Origin of the sequence: Streptomyces sp. WZ.A104 (assembly GCF_002382885.1) — a bacterium.
In the GTDB taxonomy this organism is placed as follows: Bacteria; Actinomycetota; Actinomycetes; order Streptomycetales; family Streptomycetaceae; genus Streptomyces.
The window spans coordinates 28023-41351 of sequence record NZ_NWVL01000054.1 but is presented as its reverse complement, the minus strand read 5'-3'; the positions used below and the strand labels follow the sequence as shown (position 1 = coordinate 41351).

General features: G+C 70.0%; 8 protein-coding genes. 4 read left to right on the top strand and 4 right to left on the bottom strand.

Annotated features, from left to right (window positions below):
• Nucleotides 1–41: 41 nt before the first annotated feature.
• Nucleotides 42–1229 carry a winged helix-turn-helix domain-containing protein gene (locus tag CIB93_RS25780; protein ID WP_096630217.1) on the bottom strand — a complete coding sequence of 396 codons (1188 nt, stop codon included), beginning with the start codon at nucleotides 1227–1229 and terminating at the stop codon, nucleotides 42–44.
• 49 nt (nucleotides 1230–1278) lie between these two features.
• Entirely contained in the window at nucleotides 1279–1890 is a 612-nt protein-coding gene (locus CIB93_RS25775) for a GNAT family N-acetyltransferase (protein ID WP_096630216.1), read from the bottom strand.
• 240 nt (nucleotides 1891–2130) lie between these two features.
• On the opposite strand from CIB93_RS25775, the gene secA reads away from it, so the two are divergent.
• A complete protein-coding gene (gene secA / locus CIB93_RS25770) occupies nucleotides 2131–4959 on the top strand; it encodes a preprotein translocase subunit SecA (protein ID WP_096630214.1) in 2829 nt (942 codons plus the stop codon).
• Between the two features lie 68 nt (nucleotides 4960–5027).
• Here the strand turns inward: secA and CIB93_RS25765 are convergent, their stop codons facing one another.
• Entirely contained in the window at nucleotides 5028–5468 is a 441-nt protein-coding gene (locus CIB93_RS25765) for an Rv3235 family protein (RefSeq protein WP_096630236.1), read from the bottom strand.
• Between the two features lie 277 nt (nucleotides 5469–5745).
• Here CIB93_RS25765 and CIB93_RS25760 point away from each other — a divergent pair, with 277 nt between their 5' ends.
• Together CIB93_RS25760 and CIB93_RS25755 are read left to right on the top strand one after the other, a co-directional pair.
• Nucleotides 5746–6252, top strand: a complete 507-nt coding sequence (locus CIB93_RS25760; RefSeq protein ID WP_096630213.1) for a hypothetical protein — start codon at nucleotides 5746–5748, stop codon at nucleotides 6250–6252.
• A gap of 70 nt (nucleotides 6253–6322) precedes the next feature.
• The gene (locus tag CIB93_RS25755; protein ID WP_096630211.1) at nucleotides 6323–7000 is read left to right on the top strand and encodes an HAD family hydrolase; all 678 of its coding nucleotides are present in this window, start codon (nucleotides 6323–6325) and stop codon (nucleotides 6998–7000) included.
• 114 nt (nucleotides 7001–7114) lie between these two features.
• Here CIB93_RS25755 and CIB93_RS25750 read toward each other — a convergent pair whose 3' ends face one another.
• Nucleotides 7115–7669 (bottom strand): DJ-1/PfpI family protein, encoded by a 555-nt coding sequence (locus CIB93_RS25750; protein ID WP_096630210.1) that lies wholly within the window; start codon nucleotides 7667–7669, stop codon nucleotides 7115–7117.
• A 444-nt stretch (nucleotides 7670–8113) separates the two neighbouring features.
• Between CIB93_RS25750 and CIB93_RS25745 the strand changes: the two genes are divergently transcribed.
• Nucleotides 8114–13141, top strand: coding sequence for an NAD-glutamate dehydrogenase (locus CIB93_RS25745; RefSeq protein ID WP_096630209.1), 5028 nt, complete (start codon nucleotides 8114–8116; stop codon nucleotides 13139–13141).
• Nucleotides 13142–13329 lie beyond the last annotated feature (188 nt).

Here is a 13329-nt window from a genome sequence, read left to right as displayed (position 1 = left end):
GGACAGTCCTCAGCACCCGGCGAGAACCCGATGAGGCCCGGTCAGCGGTAGGCGCGTTGCAGCGCCCGTCCGATCTCCGTCCTGAGCGGGTCGCGCAGCTCGGGGGCGTCGACCCGGTCCACCCGGATGTCCGTGCAGCCCACCCAGCCCGCAGCCTCGACCAGAGCCTCGGCCATCGGGGCCACGGCCTTGGGGCCGGCCAGGGATGCCTGCCGGGCGACCAGCGTGGTGCCCTCGCGCGCCGGGTCGACCCGGCCCTGAAGCTTGCCGCCCGCCAGCAACGGCATCGCGAAATAGCCGTGGATCCGCTTCTGCTTGGGGACGTACGCCTCCAGCCGGTGGGTGAAGTCGAAGATCCGCTCCGTGCGCGCCCGCTCCCAGATCAGGGAGTCGAACGGTGACAGCAGCGTCGTACGGTGGCGTCCGCGCGGCTCCTTGGCCAGCGCCTCCGGATCCGCCCAGGCCGGTTTCGTCCAGCCCTCCACCACGACCGGCACCAGGCCCGAGTCCGCCACCACGGCGTCGAACTCCTCGCCCCTCAGCCGGTGGTAGTCCGCGATGTCACTGCGCGTGCCGACGCCCAGCGACTTGCCCGCCAGCGCGACCAGTCGGCGCCTGCACTCCGTATCGCTCAGATCGTCGTGGAGCACGGCATCCGGAATGGCCCGCTCGGCCAGGTCGTAGACCCGCTTCCAGCCGCGCCGCTCGGTGCACACCACCTCGCCGAACATCAGGGCCCGCTCGACGGCGACCTTGGACGCCGACCAGTCCCACCACTCCCCGCCGTTCTTCGCGCCGCCCAACTCTGCCGCCGTCAACGGACCCTCGGTGCGCAGCTGCTTGATCACCGTGTCATAGGCGCCGTCGGGAAGATCGTGGTGCCAGTGCGGCCGGGAGCGGTAGGCGCGGCGGCGGAACGCGAAGTGCGGCCACTCCTCGACCGGCAGGATGCACGCGGCATGCGACCAGTACTCGAAGGAGCGGCCGCCCGACCAGTACGCCTCCTCCACCGTGCGGCGGCCCACCGCGCCGAGCCGGGCGTACGGAATCAGCTCGTGCGAGCGGGCCAGCACCGAGATGGTGTCCAACTGGACGGCCCCGAGGTGGCGCAGCACCCCCGGCACCCCCGCCCGGCGGTCAGGAGCCCCCAGGAAGCCCTGGGCGCGCAGCGCGATACGGCGGGCCTGGTCGGCGGAGAGTTCGACTGCGGGAGGAGGCACAGGCGTCATACGTCGAACCCTAGACGGCACCACTGACAGCCCTGGTCCGGATGCCCGCTCATCGCACGGCACCCGGCGCCTCCCCGGGCCGCGGGGCTTCGCGCCCGGGGAGGTACGGATGGGCGCCCGGCAGTCCCAGGTCGCAGGGGAGGAGGGCGGCCGTCCACACATCGCGCCGCACTCCCTTGTTGAGCAGCCCGGACCGCTGCTCGCCCTCCATCCGGAAGCCCGCGCGCAGGGCCACCGCACGGGAGGCGGTGTTGCCGACCTCGGCGCGCCACTCCAGCCGGTCCGCCCCGAGCGAGGTGAAGGCCCACCGGGCGGAGCCGAGCACGGCTTCGCAGACGTATCCGCGACCGCGGTGGTCCGGGGCTCCCCAGTAGCCGATCTCGTACGTTCCCGGGCGGCTGCGGCGGTGCACGCCGAGCGCGCCGACCAGGGCTTCGGAGTTCCGCAGGACGAGGGCGAAGCTGTAGACGGAGTCGTCCTGCCAGCCCGCCGGGGAGAGTTTCGCGGTGAACAGTTCCGCGTCGGTGAGGCGGTACGGGGAGGGGAGCACCGTCCAGCGCTGGATGTCCGGGTCCTGGCAGGCGGTGTGCACCCGGTACGTGTCCTGCGGGCCGAAGGGCCGCAGAATCAGGCGTTCCGTAGTGAGGGTGATCGGCTCCATGGATCGATTCTGGTGAGCCGGCCGCCTCGATGCGAGCACTTTTGGGGCTTCCCGGCACCTTCCGCGCCTCTGGACCGTTGTCCTATAAGGGTGCGGCGAGGTCCACGCGACGGCAGCCCTCCCGACGCGGTGGTGTCCTCGCTTACGATGGCCGTTGCGGTGGGGCCCACCTGCCGTGCCCGCGCCAGAGTCCATTACACGACCCAGTGCCAGGCCCGACCGGCAAGGAGACCAGCCTCAGTGTCCGTCTTCAACAAGCTCATGCGTGCAGGCGAAGGCAAGATCCTGCGCAAACTGCACCGCATCGCGGACCAGGTCAGCTCCATCGAAGAGGACTTCGTCAACCTCTCCGACGCCGAGCTGCGGGCGCTCACCGACGAGTACAAGGAACGGTACGCGGACGGCGAGAGCCTGGACGACCTGCTTCCCGAAGCGTTCGCCACGATCCGCGAGGCCGCCAAGCGTGTCCTCGGGCAGCGCCATTACGACGTACAGATCATGGGTGGAGCCGCCCTGCACCTCGGCTATGTGGCCGAGATGAAGACCGGTGAGGGCAAGACCCTTGTCGGCACCCTGCCCACGTATCTGAATGCGCTCTCCGGCAAGGGCGTGCATCTGATCACGGTCAACGACTACCTCGCCCAGCGTGACTCCGAGCTGATGGGCCGGGTCCACAAGTTCCTGGGTCTGTCCGTCGGCTGCATCGTCGCCAACATGACCCCGGCCCAGCGCCGCGAGCAGTATGCCTGTGACATCACGTACGGCACGAACAACGAGTTCGGCTTCGACTATCTCCGCGACAACATGGCGTGGTCCAAGGACGAGCTCGTCCAGCGCGGCCACAACTTCGCCGTGGTCGACGAGGTCGACTCGATCCTGGTCGACGAGGCCCGTACGCCGCTGATCATCTCCGGCCCGGCCGACCAGGCCACCAAGTGGTACGGCGACTTCGCCAAGCTGGTCACGCGCCTCACCAAGGGTGAGGCGGGCAACCAGCTCAAGGGCATCGAGGAGACCGGCGACTACGAGGTCGACGAGAAGAAGCGGACCGTGGCCATCCATGAGTCCGGTGTCGCCAAGGTCGAGGACTGGCTCGGTATCGACAACCTCTACGAGTCGGTGAACACCCCGCTCGTCGGTTATCTGAACAACGCCATCAAGGCCAAGGAACTGTTCAAGAAGGACAAGGACTACGTCGTCATCGACGGCGAAGTCATGATCGTCGACGAGCACACCGGCCGTATCCTCGCCGGCCGCCGCTACAACGAGGGCATGCACCAGGCGATCGAGGCGAAGGAAGGGGTGGACATCAAGGACGAGAACCAGACCCTTGCCACGATCACCCTGCAGAACTTCTTCCGCCTCTACGACAAGCTCTCCGGCATGACCGGTACGGCGATGACCGAGGCCGCCGAGTTCCACCAGATCTACAAGCTCGGCGTGGTGCCGATCCCGACGAACCGGCCGATGGTCCGCGCCGACCAGTCGGACCTGATCTACCGCACCGAGGTCGCCAAGTTCGCCGCGGTCGTCGACGACATCGCCGAGAAGCACGAGAAGGGCCAGCCGATCCTGGTCGGCACCACCTCGGTCGAGAAGTCCGAGTACCTCTCGCAGCAGCTCTCCAAGCGCGGCGTCCAGCACGAGGTCCTCAACGCCAAGCAGCACGACCGGGAGGCGACGATCGTCGCCCAGGCGGGCCGCAAGGGCGCCGTCACCGTCGCGACGAACATGGCCGGCCGAGGCACGGACATCAAGCTCGGCGGCAACCCGGACGACCTCGCCGAGGCGGAGCTGCGCCAGCGCGGCCTCGACCCGGTGGAGAACGTCGAGGAGTGGGCGGCCGCGCTGCCCGCCGCGCTGGAGGCGGCCGAGCAGGCCGTGAAGGCGGAGTTCGAAGAGGTCAAGGAGCTCGGCGGGCTGTATGTGCTCGGCACGGAGCGTCACGAGTCGCGCCGTATCGACAACCAGCTGCGCGGCCGTTCCGGCCGTCAGGGCGACCCGGGCGAGTCCCGTTTCTACCTGTCGCTGGGCGACGACCTGATGCGCCTGTTCAAGGCGCAGATGGTCGAGCGCGTCATGTCGATGGCGAACGTCCCCGACGACGTCCCGATCGAGAACAAGATGGTCACCCGTGCCATCGCCTCCGCCCAGTCGCAGGTCGAGCAGCAGAACTTCGAGACGCGTAAGAACGTCCTGAAGTACGACGAGGTGCTCAACCGGCAGCGCGAGGTCATCTACGGCGAGCGCCGCCGCGTTCTGGAGGGCGAGGACCTCCAGGACCAGATCCGGCACTTCATGGACGACACGATCGACGACTACATCCGGCAGGAGACCGCCGAGGGCTTCGCCGAGGAGTGGGACCTGGACCGGCTGTGGGGCGCCTTCAAGCAGCTCTACCCGGTGAAGGTCACCGTGGAGGAGCTGGAGGACGCGGCCGGGGACCTGGCGGGCGTCACCGCCGACTTCATCGCGGAGTCCATCAAGAACGACATCCACGAGCAGTACGAGGAGCGCGAGAAGACGCTCGGCTCCGACATCATGCGTGAGCTGGAGCGGCGCGTCGTCCTCTCCGTCCTCGACCGCAAGTGGCGCGAGCACCTCTACGAGATGGACTACCTCCAGGAGGGCATCGGCCTGCGGGCCATGGCCCAGAAGGACCCGCTGGTCGAGTACCAGCGCGAGGGTTTCGACATGTTCAACGCCATGATGGAGGGCATCAAGGAGGAGTCCGTCGGCTATCTGTTCAACCTGGAGGTCCAGGTCGAGCAGCAGGTCGAGGAGGTTCCGGTGCAGGACGCCGCCGAGCGCACCTCGCTCGACAAGGAGACCGCGCCCGCCGGGGCCGCCCCGCGTCCGGAGATCCGCGCCAAGGGCCTGGAGGCCCCGCAGCGTCCGGACCGGCTCCACTTCTCCGCTCCCACGGTGGACGGCGAGGGCGGTGTCGTCGAGGGCGACTTCGCCACCGACAGCGCCGGTGCCACGCGGTCCACGGACGGCATGACGCGTGCGGAGCGCCGCAAGGCGCAGAAGAGCAGCGGCGGCGGAGGCCGTCGTCGCAAGAAGTAGTACCGGCAGGACAACCGCGGCAGGGGCCGGACACCACAGGGTGTCCGGCCCCTGCCGCAATTGCGCCCTCATCGCGGACCGGGGCGGCCGGCGATGAGGCGTTCGCCGCCCAGTTCCACGGCGGCGCAGCGCCAGCGCTGGTCGGCGCCCTGCTCCAGTCGGAAGGCCATGGCCTGCACCCGGTCGCCCGCCGTGATGCTGGCGAACGCCTCGACCACGCCGGTGGCGGGCTGGGCGCCGTAGCAGCGGCGAAGGACCGGGCGGCTGCCGCGGGAGGCCCCGAGCGGGCTGCTGGGGGCCAGTTCGGCGAGTTGGTCGTAGGCCTCGCCGATGGTGTGGCCGAGCATCCAGTGCACCGGGCGCTGGCCGCTGAGAACCGCGAGCAGCCGTTCGGCGAACCACTGGTGGGGCCGCGGCGGCCGGTGCGGCCGCCGGGACCGCTGTGGAGGTACGACCCGAGGCCTGCGCTGGTCGCGTCGGCCGGTGGGCCGCGTGCTGTCCACGCTCATGTTCATCGCCCCCGTGAACCGGGCCCGGTGAAATACCGGGCAGTAACTTGTGCTGGGGATCTTCTACGGGGACGGCCGTCAGCGCCGCAAGGGGCCTTCTGGCGCGTACCGGCCCCGGGGCAGGTTCACCTATCAGTGGCTCGGCCCTTGCGCGACAAGGGGCAGCGGGAGGGTGACGGGCCGTCCGCGGTGGACGGACGCCCCCAGTTGCCGAAACCCGAAAGGGGACGGTTCCCACGTATCCTGAGGACGGTTTCCCCTACGAAAGCGGCCTGCCATGCGCGTGTACGTCCCCCTGACCCTCTCCGGTCTCGCAGCGGCGCACGGTGCGGGCGAGGTCGGCCCCGGGCCGCTGACGGCGTACGCGGTGACCCCCGGGCTGCGCGAGTGGTACGTCTCCGACGACATCGAGGAGCTGGAGTACGCGGCGCTCAACCGGGCTGCCGCCGCCTCGCTCCGGATGATCGCCGGGAACCCGGACGAGGCGCGGCGCAGGGTTGTCGTCGCCGTCGACGTACCGGACGGGGCCGCGACCGCCGACCCCGGGCAGGGGCCGAGTGCGGCGTCGATCGGTGAGGTGCGCCTCGCCGGCGCGCTTCCGCTGGCCAAGGCGGCCGCAGTGCACGTGGACGCGGACGACGCCGAGAAGGACGTGGCCGCCGCGGCGGCGGCGCTGGGGGCGGCCGACCTCGGGGACGATGACGCGCAGTTCACGGTGGACGGCGCCGAGGACCATGAGCTGCTGTGGTTCGGGGTTCAGGAGATCGGGCAGCTTCTCAGCTGAGAAGTCGGAGTTCCCGCAGGTCAGCGGTGACAGGGGCGGGGTTGTCAGACCTTGCGGGTATTTTTTCTCCATGGCATCCGGTAAGACACGCACGCATCTGGTCTGGGACTGGAACGGCACACTGCTCGACGACATCCACGCCGTCATCCACGCGACGAACGCCGCGTTCGCCGAGGTCGAGGTGGCGCCGGTCACGCTGGAGCAGTACCGGGAGATGTACTGCGTGCCCATACCCCGGTTCTACGAGCGGCTCATGGGCCGGATGCCCACCGAGGCCGAGTGGGAGCGGATGGACGAGAGCTTCCACCGGCACTACACGGAGCAACGGGTGGCCTGCGGGCTCGCCGCCGGGGTCGAGGAGCTGCTGACCGGCTGGCAGCGCGCCGGGCGCAGCCAGTCGCTGCTGAGCATGTACGGGCACGAGCAGCTGGTCCCGGTGGTGCGCGGGTACGGCATCGAGCCGCGGTTCGTCCGCGTCGACGGGCGCACGGGGCCGTCCGGCGGGAGCAAGGCGCTCCACATGGAGCGGCACTTCGCGGCACTGGCCGGGGTGGACGGCATAGCCCCGGAGTATTCGGTGGTCATCGGGGACGCGCTGGACGACGCGGTGGCGGCGGCGCACGTGGGGGCTCGGGCGGTGCTGTACACCGGGGGGTCGCACAGTCGGAGCAGCCTGGAGGCAGCGGGGGTGCCGGTGGTGGACAGCCTGGGGGAGGCGGTGGCGTTGGCTGAGGCGATGGTGGGGTGAGCGGGGGGCCTGGTTCCGTGGCGGTGCGGGCGGTCGTGGTGCGGGAATCCGGGGCGCTGCCCCGGACCCCGGTCCTCAAGCGCCGGACGGGCTTGAATCTGCCTCGGGTGGGCCTCAAAGAGTGCGTAGCACTTTCAGGAACTCCCGCATCCATGCCGCGTGGTCCGGCCACGCCCTCGACGAGACCAGGGTGCCGTCCACCACCGCTTCCGCGTCCTGGAACGTCGCTCCCGCGCTCTGCATGTCGGGCTCCAGGGCGGGGTAAGCCGTGACGCGGCGGCCGCTGAGGTTGCCGGTGGCGGCGGTGATCAGGGGGCCGTGGCAGATCTGGGCCACCGGGCGGTCCGCGGAGAAGAAGGCGCCGATGATCTTCCGCAGTTCGGCGTTGTTGCGGAGGTACTCGGGAGCACGGCCACCGGGGATCACCAGGGCGATGTAGGCCCCGGGGTCCACCTCGGAGAACGACAGGTCGGCGGGCCAGGTGTAGCCGGGCTTCTCGGTGTACGTGTCGAAGCCGGGTTCGAAGTCGTGGACCACGAAACGCAGCGTCTTGCGTTCGGGGGCCGCGATGTCGACCTCGTACCCCTCCTCCAGCAGCCGTTGGTACGGGTAGAGGACTTCAAGCGACTCGGCGGCGTCGCCGGTGACGATGAGGATCTTCTGCGGCATGGCGGGCTCCTCGGGGCCGGTCGGCCCGCGGCGGACGGTGTCGGCCTGCCGGTGGCCTGGTTTCCTGCTGTACGGACAGACTGCCCCGGTTCCGGGAGTTCGCCAAGGCGGCGCGGCGCACTGTCCAGAGTGTCAAAGTTCGGGGGGTTCTTTTGTACACAAGCAGCTCATGACGGGGTGGGGTGCCGGGGCGATAGCCTGGTGCCGTGATCAGCGCGATACGCCTCGGGGGCAGTGAAGCCCCCGACCGCCGCCCGGAGTGCCACCGCGCCCGGGCGATCCGCGATCTCCCGACCCCGGACCGGCTGTCAAAAATGACCCATGTGGTCCCGGGGAACTCTCGAAGCGGCATAGCGTCGACCCAGACCGGAAACCCCGTGTCGTGGCGGTACGTCGTTTTTCTCACCTACGTCACGCAACGGCGCGCGACAGGAGCCAGAGGACATGCAGACCAAGCTGGACGAAGCCAAGGCCGAGCTGCTCGCACGGGCTGCCCAGGTAGCTGACAACAGCCCGGGCGGTGGTGTCGGTGGCCCGGGCGGTACCCCCCGGGTGCGGGTCGCCGCCGCCGGGGCGGACGAGGACGCCCGTCCGGGGCGGGACACGGTGCTCGCCTACCTTCAGCGGTACTACCTGCATACGGCTCCCGAGGACCTCAGCGGCCGGGACCCGGTCGACGTCTACGGCGCCGCCGCCTCCCACTACCGGCTGGCCGAGAACCGCCCGCAGGGCACAGCCAACGTCCGCGTGCACACTCCGACGGTCGAGGAGAACGGCTGGACGTGCAGCCACTCCGTCGTCGAGGTCGTCACCGACGACATGCCCTTCCTCGTGGACTCCGTCACCAACGAGCTGTCCCGGCAGGGGCGCGGCATCCACGTCGTGATCCACCCGCAGGTCACCGTCCGCCGCGATGTCACCGGCAAGCTGATCGAGGTTCTCTCCGGCGGCCCCGGCACCCCGAAGGCCTTCCCGGCTCCCCAGGGCACCCGAAGCGCCCAGGAGAAGGCCAAGGACGGCGGGGCCGAGCTGCCGCACGACGCGCTCGTCGAGTCCTGGATCCACGTCGAGATCGACCGCGAGACGGACCGCGCCGACCTCCAGCAGATCACCGCCGACCTGCTGCGCGTCCTGTCCGACGTCCGTGAGACCGTCGAGGACTGGGGGAAGATGCGCGACGCCGCCCTCCGGATCGCCGACGACCTGCCGGGCGAACCGCTGGACGACCTCGCCGACGAGGAGGTCGAGGAGGCCCGCGAGCTGCTGCGCTGGCTGGCCGCCGACCACTTCACCTTCCTCGGCTACCGCGAGTACGAACTCAAGGACAGCGACGCCCTCGCCGCCGTGCCCGGCACCGGACTCGGCATCCTGCGCTCCGACCCGCAGCACAGCGCGGACGAGGCCCACCCCGTCAGCCCGTCCTTCGACCGCCTGCCCGCCGACGTCCGCGCCAAGGCCCGTGAGCACAAGCTCCTCGTCCTGACCAAGGCCAACAGCCGGGCCACCGTGCACCGCCCCAGCTACCTCGACTACGTCGGCGTGAAGAAGTTCGACGCCAAGGGCAATGTCGTCGGGGAGCGCCGCTTCCTCGGGCTCTTCTCCTCCGCCGCCTACACGGAGTCCGTGCGCCGGGTGCCCGTCATCCGCCGCAAGGTCGCCGAGGTCGTCGAGGGCGCGGGTTTCTCGTACAACAGCCACGACGGCCGTGACCTGCTCCAGATCCTGGAGACCTACCCGCGCGACGAGCTGTTCCAGACGCCCGTCGACCAGCTCCGCTCCATCGTCACCTCCGTCCTCTACCTCCAGGAGCGCCGCCGGCTGCGGCTCTACCTGCGTCAGGACGAGTACGGGCGCTACTACTCCGCGATCGTCTACCTCCCGCGCGACCGCTACACCACCGGTGTGCGCCTGCGGCTGATCGACATCCTCAAGGAGGAGCTCGGCGGCACCAGCGTCGACTTCACCGCCTGGAACACCGAGTCGATCCTCTCCCGGCTGCACTTCGTCATCCGGGTCCCGGCGGGCAGCGAGCTGCCGCATCTCACCGACGCCGACGCCGACCGCATCGAAGCCCGCCTCGTCGAGGCGGCCCGCTCCTGGGCCGACGGCTTCCAGGAGGCCCTCACCGCCGAGCTGGGCGAGGAGCGCGCTGCCGAGCTGCTGCGCCTGTACGGCCACTCCTTCCCCGAGGGCTACAAGGCCGACCACTCGCCGCGCGCCGCCGTGTCCGACCTGGTCCACCTGGAGACCCTCAAGGAGGGCGAGAAGGACTTCGCCCTCAGCCTGTACGAGCCGGTCGGCGCGGGCCCCGGCGAGCGCCGCTTCAAGATCTACCGCACGGGTGAGCAGGTCTCCCTCTCCGCCGTCCTCCCCGCGCTCCAGCAGCTCGGCGTCGAGGTCGTCGACGAGCGCCCGTACGAGCTGCGCTGCGCGGACCGTACCCACGCCTGGATCTACGACTTCGGGCTGCGGATGCCCCTGGTCAACGGCAGTGGCGGCTACCTCGCCGATGACGCCCGCACCCGCTTCCAGGAGGCCTTCGCCGCCGTCTGGAAGGGCGAGGCGGAGAACGACGGCTTCAACGCGCTGGTCCTCGGCGCCGGGCTGAACTGGCGCCAGGCCATGGTCCTGCGCGCCTACGCGAAGTACCTGCGGCAGGCCGGTTCGACCTTCAGCCAGGACTACATGGAGTCCACGCTCCGCAACAACGTCCACACCACCCGGCTGCTCGTCTCGCTCTTCGAGGCCCGCATGTCGCCTGGCCGCCAGAGCGCGGGCACGGAGCTGACCGACGGCCTCCTCGAAGAGCTCGACGGGGCCCTCGACCAGGTCGCCTCGCTGGACGAGGACCGCATCCTGCGGTCCTTCCTCACCGTCATCAAGGCCACCCTGCGCACCAACTTCTTCCAGCACACGGAGGACGGCACGCCGCACTCCTACGTCTCGATGAAGTTCGACCCGCAGGCCATTCCGGACCTGCCCGCGCCCCGCCCGGCGTACGAGATCTGGGTCTACTCGCCCCGGGTGGAGGGCGTCCACCTGCGCTTCGGCAAGGTCGCCCGCGGTGGCCTGCGCTGGTCGGACCGGCGGGAGGACTTCCGTACGGAGGTCCTCGGTCTGGTCAAGGCGCAGATGGTGAAGAACACCGTCATCGTGCCCGTCGGAGCCAAGGGCGGCTTCGTCGCCAAGCAGCTCCCGGACCCGTCCGTCGACCGGGACGCCTGGTTCGCCGAGGGGATCGCCGCCTACCGCACGTTCATCTCCGCGCTGCTCGACATCACCGACAACATGGTCGCCGGTGAGGTCGTGCCGCCCGCCGACGTCGTCCGCCACGACGAGGACGACACCTACCTCGTCGTCGCCGCGGACAAGGGCACCGCGAGCTTCTCCGACATCGCCAACGAGGTCGCCGTCGCGTACGGCTTCTGGCTCGGTGACGCGTTCGCCTCCGGCGGTTCGGCCGGCTACGACCACAAGGGCATGGGCATCACCGCCCGGGGCGCCTGGGAGTCCGTCAAGCGGCACTTCCGGGAGCTGGGCCACGACACCCAGACCCAGGACTTCACCGTCGTCGGCGTCGGGGACATGTCCGGTGACGTGTTCGGCAACGGCATGCTGCTCTCCGAGCACATCCGCCTGGTCGCCGCCTTCGACCACCGGCACATCTTCATCGACCCGAACCCGGACTCCGCGACCTCGTACGCCGAGCGGCGCCGCCTGTTCGAGCTGCCGCGCAGCTCCTGGGCCGACTACGACACCGAGCTGCTCTCCGCGGGCGGCGGAATCCACCCGCGCAGCGCCAAGTCGATCCCGCTGAACAACCACATCCGCGAGGCGCTCGGCATCGACGCGTCGGTGAGCAAGATGACACCGGCCGACCTGATGCGGGCCATTCTCAAGGCCCCCGTCGACCTGCTGTGGAACGGCGGCATCGGCACGTACGTCAAGGCCGTCTCCGAGTCGAACGCCGACGTCGGCGACAAGGCCAACGACGCGATCCGCGTCAACGGCGAGGACCTGCGGGCCAAGGTCGTCGGCGAGGGCGGCAACCTCGGTGCCACCCAGCTCGGCCGTATCGAGTTCGCCCGCAACGGCGGCCGGATCAACACCGACGCGATCGACAACAGCGCCGGTGTGGACACCTCCGACCACGAGGTGAACATCAAGATCCTGCTCAACGGCCTCGTCCGGGACGGCGACCTGACCGTCAAGCAGCGCAACAAGCTGCTCGCCGACATGACCGACGAGGTCGGCGCGCTCGTCCTGCGCAACAACTACGCGCAGAACGTCGCGCTCTCCAACGCCTGTGCCCAGGCCCCGTCCCTGCTCCACGCCCAGCAGCGCTTCATGCGTCGACTGGAGCGCGACGGTGCTCTGGACCGGGCGCTGGAGTTCCTGCCCGCCGACCGGCACATCCGCGAGCTGCTGAGCAACGGCAAGGGGCTCAGCCAGCCCGAGCTGGCGGTCCTGCTCGCCTACACCAAGATCACGGCGGCCGACGAGCTGATCTCCACCGTCCTCCCGGACGACCCGCACCTTCAGAAGCTGGTGCACGCCTACTTCCCCAGCAAGCTGCGCGAGCGGTTCCCCGAGGCGGTCGACGGGCACGCGCTGCGCCGCGAGATCATCACGACGGTCCTGGTCAATGACACGGTCAACACCGCCGGTTCGACCTTCCTGCACCGGCTGCGGGAGGAGACCGGGGCGTCGATCGAGGAGATCGTGCGGGCCCAGTTCACGGCCCGCGAGATCTTCGGGCTCTCCCAGGTGTGGGACGCCGTCGAGGCGCTCGACAACAAGGTCGCCGCCGACGTCCAGACCCGTATCCGGCTGCACTCGCGGCGCCTGGTCGAGCGCGGTTCGCGCTGGCTGCTGGGCAACCGGCCGCAGCCCGTCGCCATCGCCGAGACCATCGAGATGTTCCGGGACGGCGTCGAGCGGGTCTGGAACGAGCTGCCCAAGCTGGTCAGGGGCGCGGACCTGGATTGGTACCACTCGATCCTGGACGAGCTGACGGCCGCCGGGGTCCCGGACGAGCTGGCGGCGCGGGTCGCCGGGTTCTCGTCCGCCTTCCCGGCGCTGGACATCGTCGCCATCGCCGACCGTACGGGCAAGGAGCCGCTGGAGGTCGCCGAGGTGTACTACGACCTCGCGGACCGGCTGCGGATCACCCAGCTGATGGACCGGATCATCGAGCTGCCGCGGGCCGACCGCTGGCAGTCCATGGCCCGCGCCTCCATCCGCGAGGACCTGTACGCGGCGCACGCGGCGCTCACGGCGGACGTGCTGAGCGTGGGCAACGGGACGTCCACCCCGGAGGAGCGGTTCCGGGCGTGGGAAGAGAAGAACGCGGCGATCCTGGCGCGGTCGCGGTCGACGCTGGAGGAGATCCAGGGCTCGGACGCGTTCGACCTGGCGAATCTGTCGGTGGCCATGCGGACGATGCGGACGTTGCTGCGTACGCACGCCTAGGCGCTGCCGTACGGGGGTGAGGGGGCCGGTGCCTGTCAGGGGCGCCGGCCCCCTCGGCGTGGGGCTCGACGGGCTGAAGGACGCCGGCTGAAAGGTGTCCTCAAGCGCCGGACGGGCCGGATGCGTGCGGGCGGGTCGAGAAGATGACGCGCGCCCCCGGCTGAGGCTTCGCCCCCGGACGCCGGACG

What these genes read in the sequence shown, in the direction of transcription:
- CIB93_RS25760 (WP_096630213.1), top strand. Translation starts at nt 5,746, where the DNA reads ATGCGCGTGTACGTCCCCCTGACCCTCTCCGGTCTCGCAGCGGCGCAC.
- CIB93_RS25750 (WP_096630210.1), bottom strand. Translation starts at nt 7,669, where the DNA reads ATGCCGCAGAAGATCCTCATCGTCACCGGCGACGCCGCCGAGTCGCTT.
- CIB93_RS25775 (WP_096630216.1), bottom strand. Translation starts at nt 1,890, where the DNA reads ATGGAGCCGATCACCCTCACTACGGAACGCCTGATTCTGCGGCCCTTC.
- CIB93_RS25765 (WP_096630236.1), bottom strand. Translation starts at nt 5,468, where the DNA reads ATGAGCGTGGACAGCACGCGGCCCACCGGCCGACGCGACCAGCGCAGG.
- CIB93_RS25755 (WP_096630211.1), top strand. Translation starts at nt 6,323, where the DNA reads ATGGCATCCGGTAAGACACGCACGCATCTGGTCTGGGACTGGAACGGC.
- CIB93_RS25745 (WP_096630209.1), top strand. Translation starts at nt 8,114, where the DNA reads ATGCAGACCAAGCTGGACGAAGCCAAGGCCGAGCTGCTCGCACGGGCT.
- CIB93_RS25780 (WP_096630217.1), bottom strand. Translation starts at nt 1,229, where the DNA reads ATGACGCCTGTGCCTCCTCCCGCAGTCGAACTCTCCGCCGACCAGGCC.